The organism is Telmatospirillum sp. J64-1, from assembly GCF_006980715.1.
GTDB classification, from domain to species: domain Bacteria; phylum Pseudomonadota; class Alphaproteobacteria; order Rhodospirillales; family Magnetospirillaceae; genus Oleiliquidispirillum; species Oleiliquidispirillum nitrogeniifigens.
In genome coordinates, this window is record NZ_SBHN01000020.1 from 59,139 (window position 1) to 79,782 (window position 20,644).

General features: G+C 63.9%; 22 protein-coding genes. 17 read left to right on the forward strand and 5 right to left on the reverse strand.

The features are described 5' to 3' along the window. The first annotated feature begins 51 nt into the window (after positions 1 to 51). Positions 52 to 2,760 (forward strand): CHASE domain-containing protein, encoded by a 2,709-nt coding sequence (locus EPD66_RS17740; protein ID WP_142849846.1) that lies wholly within the window; start codon positions 52 to 54, stop codon positions 2,758 to 2,760. 242 nt (positions 2,761 to 3,002) lie between these two features. Further along, positions 3,003 to 3,488 carry a YajQ family cyclic di-GMP-binding protein gene (locus tag EPD66_RS17745; RefSeq protein ID WP_142849847.1) on the forward strand — a complete coding sequence of 162 codons (486 nt, stop codon included), beginning with the start codon at positions 3,003 to 3,005 and terminating at the stop codon, positions 3,486 to 3,488. Positions 3,489 to 3,533: 45 nt separating this feature from the next. Here the strand turns inward: EPD66_RS17745 and EPD66_RS17750 are convergent, their stop codons facing one another. Then, the gene (locus tag EPD66_RS17750) at positions 3,534 to 4,688 is read right to left on the reverse strand and encodes an AAA family ATPase (RefSeq protein WP_185961484.1); all 1,155 of its coding nucleotides are present in this window, start codon (positions 4,686 to 4,688) and stop codon (positions 3,534 to 3,536) included. Between the two features lie 183 nt (positions 4,689 to 4,871). Here EPD66_RS17750 and purB point away from each other — a divergent pair, with 183 nt between their 5' ends. Then, positions 4,872 to 6,188, forward strand: coding sequence for an adenylosuccinate lyase (gene purB, locus EPD66_RS17755; protein ID WP_142849849.1), 1,317 nt, complete (start codon positions 4,872 to 4,874; stop codon positions 6,186 to 6,188). 67 nt (positions 6,189 to 6,255) lie between these two features. On the opposite strand, the gene EPD66_RS17760 is transcribed toward purB, so the two are convergent. Then, positions 6,256 to 6,591: a DUF1476 domain-containing protein gene (locus tag EPD66_RS17760; protein ID WP_142849850.1), complete on the reverse strand. Its 336-nt coding sequence runs from the start codon at positions 6,589 to 6,591 to the stop codon at positions 6,256 to 6,258. Positions 6,592 to 6,698: 107 nt separating this feature from the next. Between EPD66_RS17760 and EPD66_RS17765 the strand changes: the two genes are divergently transcribed. The 10 genes from EPD66_RS17765 (at position 6,699) to EPD66_RS17810 (ending at position 15,590) form a co-directional block, all read left to right on the forward strand. After that, the gene (locus EPD66_RS17765) at positions 6,699 to 7,430 is read left to right on the forward strand and encodes an NRDE family protein (protein WP_370511895.1); all 732 of its coding nucleotides are present in this window, start codon (positions 6,699 to 6,701) and stop codon (positions 7,428 to 7,430) included. Positions 7,431 to 7,593: 163 nt separating this feature from the next. Next, complete coding sequence (gene purC, locus EPD66_RS17770; protein WP_142849852.1) at positions 7,594 to 8,358, forward strand: phosphoribosylaminoimidazolesuccinocarboxamide synthase; 765 nt, start codon at positions 7,594 to 7,596, stop codon at positions 8,356 to 8,358. Positions 8,359 to 8,490: 132 nt separating this feature from the next. Then, positions 8,491 to 8,820, forward strand: a complete 330-nt coding sequence (locus EPD66_RS17775) for a GIY-YIG nuclease family protein (RefSeq protein WP_142849853.1) — start codon at positions 8,491 to 8,493, stop codon at positions 8,818 to 8,820. A 134-nt stretch (positions 8,821 to 8,954) separates the two neighbouring features. After that, a complete protein-coding gene (purS, locus tag EPD66_RS17780) occupies positions 8,955 to 9,197 on the forward strand; it encodes a phosphoribosylformylglycinamidine synthase subunit PurS (protein ID WP_142849854.1) in 243 nt (80 codons plus the stop codon). A gap of 86 nt (positions 9,198 to 9,283) precedes the next feature. Then, complete coding sequence (purQ, locus tag EPD66_RS17785; protein ID WP_142849855.1) at positions 9,284 to 9,946, forward strand: phosphoribosylformylglycinamidine synthase subunit PurQ; 663 nt, start codon at positions 9,284 to 9,286, stop codon at positions 9,944 to 9,946. Next, positions 9,943 to 12,141 (forward strand): phosphoribosylformylglycinamidine synthase subunit PurL, encoded by a 2,199-nt coding sequence (purL, locus tag EPD66_RS17790; RefSeq protein WP_142849856.1) that lies wholly within the window; start codon positions 9,943 to 9,945, stop codon positions 12,139 to 12,141. Before purQ ends, purL begins: the two co-directional genes overlap by 4 nt. A 442-nt stretch (positions 12,142 to 12,583) precedes the next feature. Next, positions 12,584 to 12,817 (forward strand): VF530 family DNA-binding protein, encoded by a 234-nt coding sequence (locus tag EPD66_RS17795; RefSeq protein ID WP_142849857.1) that lies wholly within the window; start codon positions 12,584 to 12,586, stop codon positions 12,815 to 12,817. Positions 12,818 to 12,942: 125 nt separating this feature from the next. Next, positions 12,943 to 13,362, forward strand: a complete 420-nt coding sequence (locus EPD66_RS17800) for a CopG family transcriptional regulator (RefSeq protein ID WP_142849858.1) — start codon at positions 12,943 to 12,945, stop codon at positions 13,360 to 13,362. Positions 13,363 to 13,459: 97 nt separating this feature from the next. Next, the gene (locus EPD66_RS17805) at positions 13,460 to 14,641 is read left to right on the forward strand and encodes a PHB depolymerase family esterase (protein ID WP_142849859.1); all 1,182 of its coding nucleotides are present in this window, start codon (positions 13,460 to 13,462) and stop codon (positions 14,639 to 14,641) included. Between the two features lie 154 nt (positions 14,642 to 14,795). Then, positions 14,796 to 15,590, forward strand: a complete 795-nt coding sequence (locus EPD66_RS17810) for an aminoglycoside phosphotransferase family protein (RefSeq protein ID WP_221931020.1) — start codon at positions 14,796 to 14,798, stop codon at positions 15,588 to 15,590. A 16-nt stretch (positions 15,591 to 15,606) separates the two neighbouring features. Here the strand turns inward: EPD66_RS17810 and EPD66_RS17815 are convergent, their stop codons facing one another. Together EPD66_RS17815 and EPD66_RS17820 are read right to left on the reverse strand one after the other, a co-directional pair. Then, complete coding sequence (locus EPD66_RS17815) at positions 15,607 to 15,960, reverse strand: DUF1428 domain-containing protein (RefSeq protein ID WP_142849861.1); 354 nt, start codon at positions 15,958 to 15,960, stop codon at positions 15,607 to 15,609. Positions 15,961 to 15,986: 26 nt separating this feature from the next. Next, positions 15,987 to 16,421 (reverse strand): VOC family protein, encoded by a 435-nt coding sequence (locus EPD66_RS17820; RefSeq protein WP_142849862.1) that lies wholly within the window; start codon positions 16,419 to 16,421, stop codon positions 15,987 to 15,989. Between the two features lie 60 nt (positions 16,422 to 16,481). Here EPD66_RS17820 and EPD66_RS17830 point away from each other — a divergent pair, with 60 nt between their 5' ends. The 4 genes from EPD66_RS17830 (at position 16,482) to grxD (ending at position 19,011) form a co-directional block, all read left to right on the forward strand. Further along, a complete protein-coding gene (locus EPD66_RS17830; RefSeq protein ID WP_142849863.1) occupies positions 16,482 to 17,186 on the forward strand; it encodes a helix-turn-helix domain-containing protein in 705 nt (234 codons plus the stop codon). Positions 17,187 to 17,279: 93 nt separating this feature from the next. Then, positions 17,280 to 17,531, forward strand: a complete 252-nt coding sequence (locus tag EPD66_RS17835; protein WP_142849864.1) for a BolA family protein — start codon at positions 17,280 to 17,282, stop codon at positions 17,529 to 17,531. Between the two features lie 116 nt (positions 17,532 to 17,647). Continuing rightward, positions 17,648 to 18,556: an EamA family transporter RarD gene (rarD, locus tag EPD66_RS17840; protein WP_142849865.1), complete on the forward strand. Its 909-nt coding sequence runs from the start codon at positions 17,648 to 17,650 to the stop codon at positions 18,554 to 18,556. A 125-nt stretch (positions 18,557 to 18,681) separates the two neighbouring features. Beyond that, positions 18,682 to 19,011, forward strand: a complete 330-nt coding sequence (grxD, locus tag EPD66_RS17845) for a Grx4 family monothiol glutaredoxin (protein WP_142849866.1) — start codon at positions 18,682 to 18,684, stop codon at positions 19,009 to 19,011. A 103-nt stretch (positions 19,012 to 19,114) separates the two neighbouring features. On the opposite strand, the gene EPD66_RS17850 is transcribed toward grxD, so the two are convergent. Continuing rightward, positions 19,115 to 20,638 carry a HAMP domain-containing sensor histidine kinase gene (locus EPD66_RS17850; RefSeq protein ID WP_255448559.1) on the reverse strand — a complete coding sequence of 508 codons (1,524 nt, stop codon included), beginning with the start codon at positions 20,636 to 20,638 and terminating at the stop codon, positions 19,115 to 19,117. Positions 20,639 to 20,644 lie beyond the last annotated feature (6 nt).

Below are 20,644 nucleotides of genomic sequence, written 5' to 3' on the forward strand. Positions count from 1 at the left end.
GCCTTTGTGAATTTGAGCCTGATAAATTCGGGAACGAACGACATTAGCCGGATGTCTCGCCTCCAAAGCAAACCCCATTTACCGCCCATGCTGCATTCCAGCGAAAAAGGTCTTGGCCGTCATGTCCCGGCAGTCCTGGCGGCGGTGCTGGGGATAAGCCTGTCGGTCGCAGGGCTGGTCACCTTCACCAGCCTCACCGAGCGCGAGATGGACACCCGCCTGGCGCGCGATGCCGGCACGGTGGCCGCAGCCTTGCTGGACGAGATCGAGGACAATGTCGCCGTCGTCCAGGCCCTGGACAGCCATCTGACGGTATCGCTGGATATCGGCCGCGACCGCTTCGAGCGTTTCTCGCTCAGCATCAGCGAAAGATCCAAGGCCGTGAAGGCTCTGGAATGGGTGCCGCGCGTCCCGGCGGAACAGCGCGAGACCTTCGAGAACCGCGCCAATTTCGAAGGCTATCTCGATTACCGGATCACCGAACTCGACGCCCAGGGCAACCGGATTCCCGCCGGGGAACGGCCGGTCTATTTCCCCGTCTTCCACCTGGCGCCCTATGAAGGCAATGAAGGCGTGGTGGGCTTCGACCTGGGATCGGAACTGACGCGGCGCATGGCCCTGATCCAGGCCGGCGAACAGGACACGACCCTGGCCACGGGACGGATCGAGCTGCTCCAGGAAAAGGGCTCCCACGGCTTTGCCGTCTTCAGCCCCGTCTATCGCCAATATGCCGAGATCGACACGGTCGCCAAGCGCTATGACGCCCTGCTGGGCTATGCCGTCGGCGTGTTCCGCATCGAATCCCTGGTCGAAGCGGCCTTCGCCATGATGCCCCCGCTGCCCCTGGACCTTTACATCTACGACCGCGCGGGGCCGTCCGAAGACCGCTTCCTCTATTACCACCCGTCCCCCCACCATGACGGCCCCGCTACGCCGCTGCCTGAATCGGAGGTGCGGCGCGGCCTGCATTGGAGCACCACCCTGCCGGTGGCCGGACGGGAATGGGCCATCGTGCTCAAGCCCCTGCCCAATTACTACGAACCCCATCAGGGCGTGCGCATGGCCGTCCTTGGCATTGGCCTGCTGATCACCCTGCTGCTGGTGGTCTATCTCAACGAGACCCAGCGCCGCCAGCGCCAGCAGATGGCCTTGACCTCCGAAATCACCCGCGCCAACCGCCTGTTGCAGCATGAAGTGGCGGTGCGCATGCGCGTGGAAGAGAATCTGCGCGAACATTCGCGCCATCTCAGCCGTCACCTGCGCGAGATCGACGCCCTGTACGCTCTGGCCAGCCTTTCGGCCGAAAAGGGTGCCACCTGGGAAGACGTCTGCCAGCGCGCCGTCACCCTGCTGGCCCAATCCTCGCCCGATCCCGATGTCGGCGTCCGCCTGTCCTGCCAGGACGGCGCCGTCTTCGAGAGCCCCGGCTTCCGCCCCGGCGATTCCGTCCTGCGCCGCCCCGTCATGGCAGCGGAGACGATCATCGGCTGGATGGAACTGCACCAGAAGGGCGGGGATTTCGTGGTCGAGGACGGCAACCTGCTGGATGCGGCCTGCGAAAGGCTGGGCAAGTACATGGAGCGCCTGCACGCCCAGGAAGCGGTGCTGGAAGCCAAGGCCGAGGCCGAACATGCCGCCATGTCCAAGTCGCGCTTCTTCGCCTCGGCCAGTCATGACCTGCGCCAGCCCTTGCAGGCGATGCATCTGTTCCTGCACATCCTGCGCCAGCGCCTGCACGATCCCAAGGACAAGGACGTGGCCGAGAAGCTGTTCGAGGCCATGAAGACCGCCGATGGCCTGCTCGATTCCCTGTTGCAGGTGGCCAAGCTGGAAGCCGGCACGGTGCAGGCGGAATGCCGCGACTTCCCCATCGGTGAATTGCTGACCAAGCTGGGCAACGAATTTGTCCTTCAGGCCGAAAGCAAGGGCCTGCGCCTGAAGGCCCTGCCCTGTTCCCTGTCGGTCCACAGCGACCCCGTACTGCTGGGCCGCATCCTGGGCAACCTGCTCAGCAATGCCATCCGCTATACCGAAAGCGGCGGCATCCTGCTGGGCGCCCGGCGGCGCGGAAACATGCTGCGGATCGAGGTCTGGGACACCGGCGAGGGCATTCCGCCCGACCATCTGAAGGCGGTGTTCCAGGAATTCTACCAGATCGGCAACCCCGAACGGGACCGCAGCAAGGGGCTGGGCCTGGGCCTCGCCATCGTCGAACGCATGGCGAAGCTGCTGGACCACCGCATCGACCTGCGCTCCCGCCCGGGACAAGGCTCGGTCTTCGCCGTGGAGGTGCCGCTGTCCGAGGTCTCCACCCCGGCGGCCAAGGCCGCCGCCTCTCCCGCGCCCGGCATCCAACCCGTCCGTCCCTGTACGGTGGTGGTGGTCGAGGACGAAGCGGCTCAGCGCGACGGCCTGGACATGCTGCTGGGCGAATGGGGGTGCGAGGTCATCGTCGCCGCCAGCGGCATCGAAGCGGCGGAAAGGCTGCGCAACCGCATCGGCCCTCCGCCCGCCCTGGTCATCTCAGACTTCCGCCTGGGCGAGAACGAGGACGGCAGCGCCGCCATCCGCCGGGTCTGCGCGGCGGTAGGTCGCAACCTGCCCGCCGTCATCCTGACCGGCGACACCGCCCCCGAACGTCTGGACCAGGACCAGGCCCACGCCCAGGGCCACAGATTGCTGCACAAACCGGTGGATCCCGAGCGGCTGCGCGAGATCATGATCGAGATCGTCGGCACGGAAGAGCGGCTGCGGGCCTGATTCCCGATCTAGGAGGCTACGGAAAACTCCTGTTTTCATCGTCATTCCCGCGAAAGCGGGAATCCATGCTGCCGCAGCATCAGCATTGAGCGGTTCGCATCGCCACAAGCCTTACATGGACCCCCGCCTTCGCGGGGGTGACGATTCGATGCAAACAGAGCCGTCTTTTTCCGCAGCCTGCTAGGAATCCTTCCTAAATAAGGCTAGAACGGGCGACGCAACCAAGATAGCCGGAGAATTCCATGCCTTCCTTCGACATCGTGTCCAAGACCGACATGGCCGAAGTCGACAACGCCATCAACGGCGTCAGCCGCGAAATCGCCCAGCGTTTCGACTTCAAGGGATCGAAATGCAGCATTGAGCGCAAGGAGGAGGAAATCACCATCCTCGCCGACGACGACATGAAGCTGGCGCAGATGCATGAACTGCTGAAGGTCTACCTCACCCGCCGCAAGCTCGACGTGGGCGCGCTGGATTTCGGGACCGAGGAAAAGGCCGCGGGCAATACCATCCGCCAGGTCGTCAAGGTCAAGCAGGGCATCGACAAGGATCTCGCCAAGCGCCTGGTCAAGGAGCTCAAGGACAGCAAGATGAAGGTCCAGGCCTCGATCCAGGGCGACGAAGTGCGCGTCACCGGCAAGAAGCGCGACGACCTGCAGGAAGCTATCGCCCTGATCAAGCGGCTGGAGATCGCCCAGCCCCTGCAATACATCAATTTCCGCGATTAAGAAAAAGCGGGCATCCCTGCCGACATCCCGAAGGGATGCCCCTCTTCACTCCCCGCCCCGTTTCCTCATCCCGCGCAGCCAAGCCATCAGGCTCGGCTGCTTCTTGTGCGTGAGCGGCCGGCCGGAAAGCTGCAGGGCCAGTTGACGGAGGGCCTCCGTCTGCCTGCCGCCCCCGGCAAGGCGGCCGAGGCTCGCCATCGGCGCCACCCCCAGGGCTTCGGTGAAATCCTGCGGCGCAAGCTGGCCCCTGCGCCAAGCATCGACCCGGTTCAGGACGAGACGCGGCGGACGATCCTCCCCGCGACAGGGCCTCAACGTCTCGAACAGGGCGGCGCAGGCCTGCAAATTCGGCATATCGGGCAGCGCCACCACCACCGTCTCGTCGGCGCTGCAAAGACATTCCCGCGTCCAGCCCTGCCAGAGATGGGGAATGTCCAGCACCACATAGGCCACCATCTGGCGGGCCAGATCGATCACCTGCTCCAGCGCCTCGGCGTCGATGCCGTGGGAACGGGCAAGGCTGGGCGGCGCGCAGAGGACATGCAGATGCTTATCCTGCCGGATCAGCAGGCGTTCCATCATTGCCTCGTCCAGGGGTTCGGGGGCCGCCAGGACCTGGGCCAGGGAGTCGCGCGCTTCGAGGGCGAAGGACAAGGCGGAGGTGCCGAAGGTCAAATCCAGGTCGATCAGGATGACATCCTCCTCGACCGCTTGCCCCAGGAACCGGGCCAGCTTCTGGGCCAGGGTGCTGGCCCCGGTGCCGCCGCGCGCACCGAAGACGGCGATGCTCCGCCCCCGCACCGCCGCCGCCGGATCGCTGGTGACGACCAGGACGGCCTGGACGATCTCCTGCGCCGTTACCGGCGCCACCAGATAATCGCTGATCCCCAGAGCCACCAACTGGCGGTAGGTGGCGATGTCGTTTCCCCTGCCGATGACCATGAGCTTGGTGCCCGGCGCGCAGGTTCCGGCCAAGGCCGCGAGATGGCCGAGCATGACCTGGTCGTCCTCCCCGGCCTCCTCGAGGATGACCAGGGGCGGCGCCGGGTTTTCGCCATAGTAGGATAGCGCCGCCGCCAGACCGCCCGGGCGCAAGATGAGGCGCGACTTGGCGAACAGCCGGTCGCAGGCTGCCTCTTCCAGCACCCGCGCGACCGGTTCGGTGGCATGGAAGGCATCAATCTGGAGTTTCAGGACCATGCCACAATCTCCCAACTCCGCCGCCCGGGCCGAGGCCGACGCCATCCCGCGCCGGGAGAGCAACTTTGGTATATACGGCAAATTTTGCTTAATTCACCGCCGTTATGCGTCTAGTCAAGGGGGTGGAATTTTGCCATAACGCCGCCTTGCCCGATTTGCCCTTTGCACAGCGCGAGGAAGCCGATGATACCCCGCTATTCACGCCCCGAAATGGTCCGCATCTGGGAACCGGAGAACAAGTTCCGCATCTGGTTCGAGATCGAGGCCCATGCCTGCGACGCCCAGGCCGAACTGGGAGTGATCCCGAAGGAAGCCGCCCAGGCGGTATGGCAGCGCGGCGGGGAAGTGCCCTATACGCCCGAACGCTCGCGCCGCATCGACGAGATCGAGGCCGTCACCAAGCATGACGTCATCGCCTTCCTGACCGAACTGGCCGAACTGGTGGGGCCGGAAGCCCGCTTCGTCCACCAGGGCATGACCAGCTCGGACGTGCTGGACACCTGCCTAAACGTGCAGCTCGTCCAGGCCGCCGACCTGCTGCTGGCCGATCTTGACGAATTGCTGGCCGTCATCGAACGCCGCGCCTTCGAAACCAAGGATCTGGTCTGCATGGGCCGCAGCCACGGCATCCACGCCGAGCCGGTGACGATGGGGCTGAAATTCGCCGGCTTCCACGCCGAATTCCAGCGCAACCGCGAACGCCTGCTGGCCGCGCGCAAGGAAATCGCAACCTGCGCTATCTCGGGCGCGGTGGGCACCTTCGCCAACATCAATCCCTTCGTCGAGGAATGGGTGGCGAAGAAGATGGGCCTGGAGCCCGAGCCGATCTCGACCCAGGTCATTCCGCGCGACCGCCATGCCATGTTCTTCGCCACGCTGGGCGTGATCGCCAGCTCGATCGAACGCGCCGCCACCGAAATCCGCCATCTCCAGCGTACCGAAGTGCGCGAGGCCGAGGAATATTTCTCGCCCGGGCAGAAGGGCAGCTCGGCCATGCCGCACAAGCGCAACCCGGTGCTGACCGAGAACCTGACCGGCCTGGCCCGCATCGTGCGCAGCGCCGTGGTCCCGGCCATGGAGAATGTCGCCCTGTGGCACGAGCGCGATATCTCGCATTCCTCGGTCGAGCGCATGATCGCCCCCGATTCCACCGTCACCCTGGACTTCGCGCTGAAGCGTCTGACCAATGTGATGGACAAGCTGGTGATCTATCCCGACGCCATCGAGCGCAACCTCAACCAGCTGGGCGGCCTGATCTTCTCGCAGCGCGTCCTGCTGGCCCTGACCCAGGCCGGGATGAGCCGCGAGGACGCCTACAAGGCCGTGCAGCGCAACGCCATGGAAGTGTGGAACGGCAACGGCCGCTTCCTCGACCTTCTGAAGGCCGACAAGGACGTGACCGCGCTGATGAGCGACAGCCAGCTCGAAGAGATCTTCGACATGGGCTACCACACCAAGAACGTGGACACGATCTTCAAGCGCGTCTTCGGCCGCGCCTGAGACCGGCGAAAACAAAAACGGCGGCAGGTTCCCCTGCCGCCGTTTGCGTTTCAATCCGCCTGCTTCGTCAACTGGCCGAGTTTTCCTCCCCCAGGATCTGCTGATGGGCCACCGCCATCAGGCGGTCCATCTCCTGGCGCAGAGCGCTTTCGCTGATGTCGAGATTGCGTTCCTGGCAATCCTTCATCACCTTGCGGATCACGTCATTGTCGCCGGGCTCCTCGAAGTCGGCCTCCACGACCGAGCGGGCATAGGCATCGGCGTCCGCACCGCTCAAGCCGAACTTGTCGGCGAGCCAGTACCCCAGCAATTTGTCGCGACGGGCATTGATACGGAAGGCGGTTTCCATATCCAGCCGATATTTCGCTTCAAAGGCTTTTTCGCGTTCGTCGAAGGTGGTCATGGCGCCTACCTCCTTTCTTGCTTGCAGCCCGGCCGAGCCTGAAAAGAATAAGGGACGGGAAAAGCCCTAGCCGAACCTCGTCAGACAGGATTCTACCTATGTGTACAATGGTGATTTTTCGCCGCTCGGGCAATACCTGGCCGCTGCTCCTGGCCGCGAATCGGGACGAAATGTCCGGCCGCCCCTGGTTGCCCCCGGCCCGCCATTGGCCCGACCGCGATCTGGTCGCAGGCCTCGACGAACTGGCGGGCGGCACCTGGCTGGGAATGAATGATCACGGCCTGGTCGCCGCCATTCTCAACCGTACCGGTACGCTGGGTCCGGCGCCGGGCAAGCGTTCGCGCGGGGAATTGCCGCTGGAAGCCCTGGACCACAACGACGCCGTGGATGCCGCCGAGGCCTTCCTCCACCTCGCCCCCCAGGCCTATCGCCCGTTCAACATGGTGATCGCCGACAACCGCGACGCCTATTGGCTGCGTTCGGACGGGGACCGCATCACCGTGGCGGAAATTCCCGAAGGCTTTTCCATCCTCACCGCCGGCGAACTGAACGATACCGCCTGCCCCCGTATCCGAAAGTTCCTGCCGCTTTTCCAACAGGCCCAGATTCCCGATCCCGAAGGCGGCGACTGGACGGCATGGCAGCACCTGCTCTCGCAAAAAGGGTCGGAAACATCCCATGGGGCTGATGCGTTATGCATCCAAAGAGAAGACGGATACGGCACGAGTTCGAGCAGCCTGATCGCGCTGCCGGCCATGGACAGGCCCGATCTGCATCCGGTGTGGCTGTTCGCCCCCGGCAGGCCCGGCGAGGCGGCTTTCGAGCCCGTCCCTCTATGACCATGGATGCAGGCGGAATGGTCCCGGAAGCATTGTACTTCAAGGACAAGCCTGCTATAGGAGGCCCGATTCTCGATTTTTCAGTTGGATATATTCTCGCGCGTCCCTGACCGGAATCGCTAGCTGCCAGCGACGCCCCTTCTCCTCATCGGAAGTACCAGCTATGGCAAGACGCAGACAAATCTACGAAGGCAAGGCCAAGGTCCTGTTCGAAGGCCCCGAGCCGGGTACCCTCGTCCAGTATTTCAAGGATGATGCCACCGCCTTCAACAACAAGAAGAAGGGCACCATCACCGGCAAGGGCGTGCTGAACAACCGTATCAGCGAATACCTGATGACCCGGCTGGGTGAGATCGGCATTCCGACGCATTTCGTGCGCCGCCTGAACATGCGCGAGCAGCTCGTGCGCGAAGTCGAGATCATTCCGCTGGAAGTGGTCATCCGCAATGTCGCCGCCGGCTCGCTGTCCAAGCGCTTCGGCCTGTCGGAAGGCACCGCCCTGCCCCGCTCCATCGTCGAGTACTATTTCAAGTCCGACGCGCTGGACGACCCGATGGTGTCGGAAGAACACATCACCGCCTTCGGCTGGGCGACCATCCAGGACCTGGACGAGATCATGTCCCTGGCCCTGCGCATCAACGATTTCCTGACCGGCCTGTTCCTGGGCATCGGCATCCGCCTGGTGGACTTCAAGATCGAATTCGGCCGCCTTTACAACGGCGACGAAATGCAGATCGTGCTGGCCGACGAGATCAGCCCCGATTCCTGCCGCCTGTGGGACATGGTCACCAACGAAAAGATGGACAAGGACCGCTTCCGCCGCGACCTGGGCGGCGTCGAAGAGGCCTATCAGGAAGTCGCCCGCCGCCTGGGCATCATGCCCGAAGGCGGCCCCCGCGACATGAAGGGCCCCGCCGTCATGCAGTGAGGCCTTCCTCATCCTTCGAGACGGGGCCTCCGGCTCCTCCTCAGGATGAGGAATGAAATGATTGAATAGCCTCACCCTGAGGAGCCCCGCCAGGGGCATCTCGAAAGGCGAGGCGGGCCAAGGAAAGACCGCTTGAAGGCTTGGCTTTACATGCTCCGCTGCCGCGACGGCAGTTACTATGTCGGCACCACCCGCACGACACTGGAGCAGAGGCTGGCCGAGCACCGAAACAGGCATTATGGCGGCTATACCGCCAGCCGCCTTCCGGTCGAGTTGGTCTTTCAGCAGCCCTTCGACCGTATCGAGGACGCCATTGCGGCGGAACGGCAGGTCAAGGGCTGGCGCCGGGAAAAGAAAGAGGCGCTGATCCGGAACGATTTCGAGGCATTGAAGTCGCTTTCCAGCCGCAGCGCCCCTCACCCTTCGAGACGGCCCCTTGGGCCTCCTCAGGATGAGGAATAGGACAGATAATTGAGTAGCCTCACCCTGAGGAGCCCCGCAGGGGCGTCTCGAAGGGTGAGGCGGGCCAGTGGGCGGCGCGGGTAGCGCCCCTCCTCCTCCGCAAGAGGATGAGGACTGACGAAGGAACGCAAGAAGTGAAAGCCAAGGTCCATATCACCCTCAAGAACGGCGTCCTCGACCCTCAGGGCAAGGCCGTGCAGCATGCGCTGGCCTCGCTGGGTTTCGAGGGCGTGAACGACGTCCGCCAGGGCAAGTTCATTGAGCTGGACATCAACGAGACCGACCGCGCCAAGGCCAAGGAACAGGTCGAGGCCATGTGCCGCACCCTGCTGGCCAACACGGTCATCGAGAACTACACGGTCGAACTGGCCGATTGACGGAAACCGGGGACGCCAAGCGCGTCCCTTTGCCGTCCAGAGGGGGTGCCGCCCCCTCTCTTGCTTCTCCAGGGAAGGGTCCGACTTTGAAAGCCGCCGTCATCGTTTTTCCCGGGTCCAATTGCGACCGCGACGTTGCCGTGGCGCTGAAGGCCAGCATGGGGCATATGCCGCTCATGGTCTGGCATCGCGACACCGAACTGCCGCTGCTCGACCTCATCGTCGTGCCGGGCGGTTTCTCTTATGGCGATTACCTGCGCTCGGGCGCCATGGCCGCCCATTCGCCGATCATGCGCGAGGTCAAGACCCGCGCCGAGCAGGGCGTGCCGGTGCTGGGCATCTGCAACGGCTTCCAGATCCTGACCGAGGCCGGTCTGCTGCCGGGCGCCCTGATGCGCAATGCCGGGCTGAAATTCATCTGCCGGGATGTCGGCCTGACGGTCGAGCATTCGGACAGCATCTTCACCGCGAAATACGAAGCCGGCCAGTCCCTGCGCATTCCGGTGGCCCATCACGACGGCAATTACTTCGCCGATGAAGAGACGTTGAACCGGATCGAGGGCAACGGCCAAGTGGCCTTCCGCTATGCGGAAAACATCAACGGCTCGGCGCGCAACATCGCCGGCGTCTACAACGAAAAGCGCAATGTCCTGGGCATGATGCCCCATCCCGAGCGTCTGGCCGATCCGGAACTGGGCGGCACCGACGGCAAGCCGATGTTCGATGCGCTGGTGGAGGCCCTGTCGTGACCCAGATCACCCCTGAAATCGTCGCCCAGCACGGCCTCAAGCCCGAGGAATACGAGCTGGTCCTCCAGATCATGGGCCGCGAGCCCAATTTGACCGAGCTTGGCATCTTCTCGGTCATGTGGTCCGAGCATTGCTCGTATAAATCCTCGAAGAAGTGGCTGAAGACCCTGCCGACCGAGGCCCCCTGGGTCATCTGCGGCCCCGGCGAGAATGCCGGCGTGGTCGATATCGGCGACGGCCAGGCCGCCATCTTCAAGATGGAAAGCCACAACCACCCCAGCTATATCGAGCCCTATCAGGGCGCGGCCACGGGTGTCGGCGGCATCCTGCGCGACGTCTTCACCATGGGCGCCCGTCCGGTCGCCAATGTGAACGCCCTGCGCTTCGGCGAGCCCTCGCATCCCAAGACGCGCCATCTGGTGGCGGGCGTGGTGGCCGGGATCGGCGGCTACGGCAATTGCGTGGGCGTGCCCACCATCGCCGGCCAGACCTCGTTCCACAGCTCCTATAACGGCAACATCCTGGTCAACGCCATGACCGTGGGCCTGGCCGAGAAGGACAACATCTTCTATTCCGCCGCCGCCGGTGTCGGCAACGCGGTGGTCTATTTCGGCTCGAAGACCGGCCGCGACGGCATCCATGGCGCGACCATGGCCTCGGCGGAATTCTCCGAGGATGCGGAAGAGAAGCGCCCGACCGTCCAGGTCGGCGACCCCTTCACCGAAAAGCTGCTGATCGAAGCCTGCCTGGAATTGATGGCGACCGACGCCATCGTCGCCATCCAGGACATGGGCGCCGCCGGCCTGACCTCGTCCTCCTTCGAGATGGCCTCGAAGGGCGGCCTGGGCATCGAGATGGACCTGGACAAGGTGCCGATGCGCGAGGAAGGCATGAGCGCCTACGAGATCATGCTGTCCGAGTCCCAGGAGCGCATGCTCATGGTCCTGAAGCCCGGCCGCGAGGAAATCGCCCGGCGCATCATGGAAAAGTGGGAACTGGACTTCGCCATCGTCGGTCGCCTGACCGAGACCGGCCGCATGGTGCTGCGCCGCCACGGCGAGATCGTGGCCGACCTGCCCATCGACCCGCTGGCCAAGGCCGCGCCGGAATATGACCGCCCCTGGGTGCCGTCGACGAAGCGCCCTGTGGTCAAGACCGAGGACGTGCCCGCCAAGCCGGTGGACGAAGCCCTGAAGACCCTGATCGGCTGCCCCGACCTCGCCTCGAAGCGCTGGATCTGGGAACAATACGACCACATGGTCATGGGCGACACCACCCATCGCCCCGGCGGCGATGCCGGTGTGGTCCGCGTGCACGGCACCCGCAAGGCCCTGGCCGTCACCACCGATTGCACCCCGCGCTATGTCCTGGCCGATCCGCAGGAAGGCGGCCGCCAGGCCGTGGCCGAGGCCTACCGCAATCTTTGCGCCGTCGGTGCCCGCCCGCTGGCCGTCACCGACAACCTGAATTTCGGCAATCCCGAAAAGCCGGAAATCATGGGCCAGATCGTCGAGGCCATCCGCGGCATGGGCCAGGCCTGCGAGGACCTGGACTTCCCCGTCGTCTCGGGCAACGTCTCGCTTTATAACGAGACCAACGGCCAGCCCATCGACCCGACTCCCCAGATCGGCGCCCTGGGCCTGATCGAGGACATCTCCAAGTCCACCTCTCTGCCCTTCAAAAAGGCCGGCCAGGTCATCATCAAGATCGGCGAGACCAAGGGATGGCTGGGCGCGTCGCTCTATCTGCGCGAAGTCTGCGGCCGCGAGGAAGGCGCCCCGCCGCCGGTCGCCCTGCACCGCGAACGCCGCGCCGGCGAATTCGTCCGCGAGCAGATCCAGGCCGGCATCGTGACCGCCTGCCATGACGTCTCGGATGGCGGCATCCTGGTCGCCGTCGCGGAAATGGCCATGGCTTCGGGCATCGGCGCCAAGCTGCACGCCCCGGCCACCCTTCCCGCCCATGCCTGGGCCTTCGGCGAGGACCAGGGCCGCTACATCCTGACGGTAGAGGAATCCGACGCCGCCGCCCTGATGGAAGCCGCCCAGGAATACGACCTGAGCGTCCGCATCATCGGCACCACCGGCGGCGATAGCGTCGAACTGGACGGTGTCGGCGTTGCCGTCTCGGAACTGCGCAAGATCAACGAAGGCTGGATGCCCCAGTATATGGGCGCCACCGAGATCGTCGCGTAAAAAAGTTGGACGTTGCCTGAGCGCCGGTCCATGCTTCGAGACGCTGCTTCGCAGCTCCTCAGCATGAGGGTTATTAAGGTTTCGAAATAGCCTCACCCTGAGGAGGCCCGCAGGGCCGTCTCGAAGGGTGGACCGGCCAAAGGCTGTTCAGCTTACTTCTTCGCAGGGCTCCGCCCTGCACCCGCCAAGGGCCTCGGCCCTTGGAACCCGTTGTTCTTATTCGTCATTCCCGCGCAAGCGGGAATCCATGCCGCCACGATCTCTTCCGGTCCTGACATGGGCTCCCGCTTCCGCGGGAGCGACGAACGAAGACACAGGATCAAAAGGGCCAAGCCTCTTTGCAGGTCTGGGCGGAGCCCGGAAATTTCGCCGCCGGTGCCTGTGGCATCGGCGGCTTTTTCTTTGCTTTGAGCCACGAACCCGAGCCCTGTATGCTGCCCCCATGTCTCAGCACCAACCGAACAATCCTTTGCACGGCATCACCCTGGAAATGGTCCTGACCAGGATGGTCGAGCGCTATGGCTGGAGCCAATTGGGCCGGATGATCCCGATCCAGTGCTTCCGCAACGATCCCAGCATCAAGTCGAGCCTGAAATTCCTGAGGCAGACGCCTTGGGCCCGCCAGAAGCTGGAGGAGCTGTATCTCTCGACACCCGATAAGCCGCCCAGGAAATAGCGGCGGCTGAGAAAAAATCCGCGCACTGATATTTTTTTCGCTGGACCCGATTGGGTCCAGTCCTTGACGCCTGCCTGCAGCACCCTATTTACCATCCACATGGATGGTGTAAGGATGGCAGATAGATGGCGAAACCCCCAAGCGACCCCAAACCCAAACAAGCCGACAGCGAGAAGATCACCATCAATCTCGGCTATGTCGATCTTGGCCATATCGATCTGATCGTGCAGGAAGGCTTCTACTCCAACCGCACGGACTTCATCCGCACCGCCATCCGCAATCAGGTCGAACGCCATGCCGACGTGGTGCGCCAGGCCGTGACGCGCAAAAGCGTCGACCTCGGCCTGCGCCATTACAGCCGCGCCGATCTGGAAGCGGCACGGGATGCGGGAGAAATGCTCCAGATCCGCGTCCTGGGACTTGCCACCATCGCACGGGACGTCACGCCCGACCTCGCCCGCGCCACCATTGCCTCGGTGACCGTGCTGGGCGCGCTGCATGCCAGCGCCGAGGTCAAGGCAGCTCTTGCAGACCGCATGCACTGACGGCACCTTGCCGCCATTTTTTTGATGAGACACCTTTTTTGATGAGACAGGGCCGCGCCTTCTCTTGGCCTGTTTCCGAGCACAGGAAACCAGCGACATGAACCACCATGACATGGAGGAGGCAACCCGCCTCACCCGCGCAGGCCGCCTCGCCGAAGCAACGGCCCTGATCCAGCGCCTGCTGAGCGGCCACAAGCCCGATGCCGCGCCGGATCATGAGCCCGCAGGTTCCTATACTGTAATCGAGGGCGAAGCCCGCCGGGTCGAGGAGTCCGGAACAGAGGAAGCGCCTTTTTCCCGGTCCAGCATGAAAGAGGCCCTGCACGGCCTCAAGGCCCGTTTCGCGCCGAAGGGCGCAGGACAGTGGGCCGAGAGATTTTCCCAGCCCAAGCCAATCCATGCCCCACCCCCGCCCGATGGCGCCTCTTTCGTCACCAAGACCTATAGCTCTGCGGCGGGAACGCGCGAATACAAGCTCTATACCCCCGCCGGTCGCGCCGGACAGAGGCTCCCGCTGGTGGTGATGCTGCATGGCTGCACCCAATCCCCTGATGACTTCGCCGCAGGGACGGGCATGAACGAACTGGCCGAGGAACAAGGCTTCTTCGTCGCCTATCCGGCCCAGCCCCCATCGGCCAATCCCTCGAAATGCTGGAACTGGTTCGATCCCCAGAACCAGGGACGCGACAAAGGCGAGGCCGCGCTGATTGCCGGACTGACTCGCCAGATCATGAAAGACCACGCGGTCGATCCCAGCCGCATCTATATCGCGGGCCTGTCGGCCGGCGGCGCAGCGGCCGCCATCATGGGCGCGACCTATCCGGACCTCTATGCCGCGATCGGCGTTCATTCCGGCCTCGCCTGCGGCGCCGCCCGCGACATCCCCTCCGCCTTCACCGCCATGCGCATGGGCGGAGCCCCGGCCTTGAGCGGCAGCGGGAAAACCGTGCCCACCATCGTCTTCCATGGCGACCAGGACAATACCGTTCACCTGCGCAACGGCGAACACATCGTCGCCCAAGCCAAAACCGCAAACCCTCAGGCTGAAACAACTATGTTGCGCGGGCAGGTGAGCGGCGGCCATGCCTATAGCCGCATCCTCCACACCGCCCCCTCAGGGCAAGTCATCTGCGAGCAATGGACCATCCACGGTGCCGGCCATGCCTGGTCCGGAGGCAAGACAGCCGGGTCCTATACCGATCCCAAAGGACCGGATGCCACCCGCGAAATGCTGCGCTTCTTCATGGAACACCGAACCATGGGCAAGCCGGTATCGTAATATCCTTTTTCTTGAGTTCCGCCCAAACCCGCCAGGAGGCTCCTGCCTCCTGGCGGCCAAAAAGAGAGGGAAGATGACGTTGGAACCGAAGCTTCAAACATTTCGGGCCATCATACTCACCTCATTTCCGGAACTCTCCGGATCGGATTTCTCCATGCTCACGGCCGGATGGGACAGCATCGCCGTCGATGTCGATGACCGGCTGATCTTCAAGTTTCCCCGCCATGACGCCGCCGAGCAGGCCTTGAGGACCGAGGCCAGCCTGTTGGCCGTCATTCGCCCCGCCGTTGCCATGCCGGTGCCGGATCTGATCCTCTGCCCCGGCCCTCCCCTTTTCTCCCGCCATGCCAAGCTCAAGGGCGAGCACCTGCTCGCTGCCGAATATGAACGCCTGCCGGAAGCGGCAAGGCAAAGGCTGGCCGCCGAGCTGGCCCTCTTCTATGCCCAGCTTCACGGATTGGAGGCAAAGAAGATGGAAGCGGCCGGCGCCCGCCCGATCCGCCCCTGGCTGGCGCCGGAGGTCATTCTGCGACGGGCTTGGCCGCTTCTGCCCGAGGCTTTTCGCCCGCAAGCCGAGCAAGCCATCGCGGCCTGGCAGGACATGCCGCCGGACCCGTATGGAATCGTTTACGGCTTCTTCGACGGCCATGGCTGGAACATGGCCTTCGATCATGGCACCAACCGGCTCAACGGCATCTATGATTTCGCCGATTCCGGCTTCGGGCCGCTCCAGCAAGACTTCATCTATTCGAACCTGATTTCCCACGACCTGACGGAGCGGATCGCTGCGGAATACGAAACCCTGAGCGGCCGCATGCTGGATCGCCGACGCCTGGAAGTGCTCACCACCGTCCACAGGCTTACGGAACTCGCCGAGGCCGCCGACGATCCGGACATGGTCAAGACCATGCTGGGCTTCGTGGCGGCATGGATGGCCCCGAAGCCCTGACCGGTCCAGAAACAGGTCATTCCCCCACGATCATCTCGAAGCCGCCATAGATCAGGCGTTTGCCGTCGAAGGGCATCGGATTTACATCCGGCTGCAGGCGGGGGTCTTCCATCACCTTCTTCATGCCCTCGTTCCGTGCCTCGCGCGACGGCCAAGTGATCCAGGAAAAGACCACCGTCTCGTCCGGCTTCTTCTTGACCGCCATGGGAAAGGACGTCACCTTGCCGTCGGGCACGTCGTCGCCCCAGCATTCCACCAGTTGCAGCGCCCCGTGTTCCTTGAAGACCACGGCCGCCATTTCGGCATGCTTCTTGTAGGCTTCACGGTTCTCGGTCGGCACCGCAGCCACAAATCCATCCACATAGGTCATCGCTTCCTCCTTCTGTTCGATACCCGTCAGGCGCCCACGCCTTCGGCACGCATCGCCCTGACGGCGTCCATATCCAGCCACATGCTTTCCCAGATATGGCCATCCAAGTCCTCGAAGCTGCGGCCATACATGAAACCATGCTCTTCCTTCGGCACCGGATCCTTGATCCCGCCGGCAGCGGCGGCCTTTTCCACCATCTCGTCCACGGTGGTCCGGCTGTCGGCGGAAAGACACAGCAGCACCTCGCTGACCACCTTCGCGTCGGCGATCTTCTTCGGTGTGAAGGTCTGGAACTTGGCATGGGTCAGCAGCATCACATGGATGCTGTCGGACAGCACCATGCAGGCGGCCGTCGTGTCGTCGCAGAAATCCTTGTTCTTGACGGCCCCCAGCGCCTCGTAGAAGGCGATCGACCGGTGAAGGTCGGCAACAGGCAGATTGATGAAGATCATCCTCGACATAACGCACTCCCTCACGATTTGATTGAGAGAGCCTGTCACGGTGAGTTACAAAAAACAACTATGAAGTCAGAAAAAATAACTAACTCTGGAGAGCCGGTCTTCCGGCGCCGCTACGAGGATGCCTGCGCAGCGGCCCATGCCCTTGATCTGGTGGGGGAAAGATGGGCGCTGCTGGTCATGCGGGAATTGATGACGGGTCCCAAGCGGTTCAGCGACCTGCGCGCCGGGCTGCCGGGCATCAGCGCCAATGTCCTGACGCAGCGCCTGGAAGGTCTGGAAGCCATCGGCGTGCTGATCCGGCGCAGCTTGCCGCCCCCGGCCAATGCGCGGGTCTATGAGCTCACCCCCTGGGGGTATGAAAGCGAACCGATCTTCCAGGCCCTGGGCCGCTGGGCGGTGCGTTCCCCCCTGCACGATCCCCGCCTTCCCTTCAGCACGGCCTCGCTGATCCTGTCCCTGCGGACGATGTTCTCCCGCGAACGCGCCGCAGGCCTGAACGCCCGCATCGGCTTCCGCCTGGGCGAGGAGACGTTTCTCGCCAAGGTTTCGCCCGAAGGACTGGAGGTCGCCGCCGGGCCCGTCGATGAAGCGGATGCGGTCTTCACGGGCAGCCCAGCGGCCATCGCCGGTGCCATCTATGGGGGCCAGGCCATCGGGGCCCTGGAGAAGGACGGCGCCCTGACCCTTACCGGGGACCGCAAGATTGCCGAAACCTTCATCACCCTTTTCCCGCTCCCCGAGAAGCTCCCGCCCTTGGAGAAATAAGCGGGACGCGCGGTTACAAACAGGCGGGTGACAAGGCTTTCATCTGCCGCTACCTTCGCCTTCGGTCCGAGCAGGCTAGAGGAGAAACAAGCCATGGCCATGGAAGCCCACGTCATCCAGGCAATGATCCAGGAAAGCATCCCCGACGCCAAGGTCACCATCGAGGACCTGCGGGGCGACGGCGACCATTATGCCGCCCTGGTCGTCTCGGAAGCCTTCCGCGGCAAGAGCCGCGTCCAGCAGCACCAGATGGTCTATGCTGCGCTGAAAGGAAAAATGGGCGGCGAATTGCACGCCCTGGCCTTGCAGACGGCCACACCGGAAACGGCGCCGAAGCTGGGCTGAGGCCCAAGGGCCTGTCCCCTTCCCGCAACCCGGACGGGGACAGGCCGCTTCCGCACAAATTCATTGTCTGCCCCTGTTGTTCGGCTATGCTGGCCACCCCTCTCGTGGTCAGACCAATGTTCCGCCAATCCTCCGCCCTGTCCAATCCTGTCGCCATCGGCGTTCTGGCCGCTGGCTGCGCCTATCTGATCTGGGGCGTCTCGGGCCTCTATTTCAAAGCCCTGTCCCATATCTCGCCGCTGGAAGTGCTGTGCCACCGCACGCTCTGGACGCTGGTCCTGACCGGGCTGGCCCTGGCCGCACGGGGAGAATTGGCCGCCGCCTTGAAGGCCATGAGCGGCAGCCGCCGCCTGCTGGGGTTGCTGGTCCTGTCCTCGGCCCTGATCGGCATCAACTGGGTCCTGTTCATCTGGTCGATCATCAGCGGCCATGCCCTCGAAGCCAGCATGGGCTATTTCCTCTATCCTTTAGCCGTCGTGGTGCTGGCGCGCCTGTTCCTGGGCGAGAAGATGAATCCGCGGCAGATGGTCGCCCTGGCGGTCGTGATGGTCGGGGTGACCTATATGATGGCGATGCACGGCCGCCTGCCCTGGGTCGCCCTGACCCTGGCGGTCACCTTCGCCTTCTATGGCCTGATGCGCAAGACGGCGCCGGTGGAAAGCCTGAGTGGATTGTTCCTGGAAACGGTGATTTTGGCCCCCCTGGCCCTGGCCTATCTGGCATGGATCGGCGGCGGTGCCTTCCTGGAAGGCGATCTCTCCACCATCCTGATGCTGATGCTGGCCGGGCCGGTCACCGGGGTGCCGCTGTTGCTGTTCGCCTTCGGGGCGCGGCGGCTGAGGCTTTCGACCGTCGGCCTGATGATGTACATCAATCCCACGGTTCAGATGCTGATCGCGGTCTTCGTCTTCGGCGAGCATTTCACCGAAACCCACCTGATCACCTTCCTGTGCATCTGGGCCGGATTGCTGATATATTCCGTGGACGTGCCGGCCCTGGTGCGCCGATTCCGGCTGGGCGCATGACCGGACCAACTCGCGTGGCGAAGGGGGCCAGCCGGTTTGACAAACACCCGACTCATTTTATATGGTATTTGCCATAAAAATGGGATCGGGCCACGCCGACCTACCAGGATCAAGGGACAATTGAGATGAGCAATCCGGTTTTTGAACGCATCCAGCAGGACATTTCCGAAAACGACGTGGTCCTGTACATGAAGGGCAGCCCCATGTTCCCCCAATGCGGCTTCTCCGCCGCCGTCGTGCAGGTGCTGACCGATGCCGGGGTGAAGTTCAAGGGCATCGACGTGCTGATGGATCCCAGCCTGCGTGATGGCATCAAGCAGTTCACCAACTGGCCGACCATCCCCCAGCTCTACGTCAAGGGCGAGTTCATCGGCGGCTGCGACATCGTGCGCGAAATGGCCGCTTCGGGTGAACTGAAGAGCCTGCTGGCCGAAAAGGGCGTTCAGGCCGCCTAAGGCCTTCCCTTCAGCGTCAGACAGATAAGGGCCGCTTCCCGGAAGCGGCCCTTATTGTTTTTGCCCCCTTCGAGACGCCGCTTCGCGGCTCCTCAGGGCCTCTCTATTTCGCCAGCGGCAGGGTGATCACCATCCGCAGGCCGCCATTGACGCGGTTCTCGGCACGGATGGAGCCGCCGATGGCTTCCAGGTTGCGCTTCACCACCCATAGGCCGATGCCGAAATGGGTGGCGTCCTGGGGTTCGTTGCGTTCCTGCTCGGCCGGACGGTAGGAGAAATAGCGCTGGAAGATCTTGTTGAGCATACCCGGCTCGACCCCCGGCCCCTCGTCCTCCACCGACAGCACGGCCACGCCGCTGGCCCGGCGCAGGGTGACGTCGATGGTGCTGCCCGGCGGGCTGAAGCTGACGGCATTGTCGAGAATGTTCTCCAGCACCGTCTCCAGCATCTCCTCGCCGCCCCGCACCACCGCATTGGCATCGATGCTGCCCGAGATCCTGACATCGCTGCCGGCCAGGGATTCGCCATAGGACTCGATCATGGTGTTGGTCAGGGCCGACAAATCGACCTTCTCGCGCGGGGGCGAGACCAGTTCGGCCACGGCCTGATCCATGATCCGCACCGCCCCCACCAGGGAATCCAGCCGCAGCATGGATTTCTCGATCACTTCCAGCGAGCGCTGGGCATTGGCCGCATCCTTGGGCAGGGCGCGGCGGATCGGCTCGATGGCCTGGGAAATGGTGGCGATCGGCGTCTTGAAGGCATGGGCATTCTCTTCCGCCGCGTAACGGATACTACGGGCGGACGCGCGCAGATTCTCGACCATGCGGTCGAAGGCCTCGGCCACGCCGGCCAATTCCGGCAAGCGGTTCTGCGCGGCGAAGGAGACTTCGTTCCGGCCACCGGCATCGATGCGGCTGGCCAGGCGGCGGAAACGGCTGAGCCCACGTAGGACATCGCCGAAGATCGCCAGGACCAGCACCGCCATGATGATGTAGATGGCGAAGGCGAGCTGCACTTCCGGCCGCTCGTAATAGGGCTTGCCGATATACGAGCCGATGACATCGGCCATGGAATGGGAGGTGATGACGGCCCAGCAGCCCGATTCCACCTGGACCGGCGTGATGGAGCTGAGGATCTCCTCTTCCCCGGCCAGATTGTTGTAGCGCAGGGCCACCGCGCCCTCGCCCGCGCAGGTGCCGCGCAAACGGTCCAGGATACCGGTGCCGAACAATTCCGCTCGCTCGCGCTCCAGCCCCTCATTGGCCAGGGAGGGCAGCGTGGCGACCAGGAAGAAGGAAGCCTCCGGCGCGTCGAGGGGGCGGAACAGCAGCTTCACCCGCAAGCGGTCGGAATGCATGTCCTCGATGACGCGGCGGGCCTCGGTGATGGGCGGCGAGCCGGGCTGGTCGATCACGCGGCGCAGGCTCTGAGCGATCAGATGCCCCTGCTCCTGCAGGGTCTGGAGCAGGACGGTGCGGCGCTCCATCTCGGCCTGGCGGAACTGGCCGTGCAGGATGACCGGCACGGCCACGAAGATCGCCACGAGAAGAAGCAGCTTGGCCGTCAGGGAATTGGCGGCCCGTCTGATGCGTGCGAAGGTGCCGCCATCATCCCGATGCGGCACCTCCCG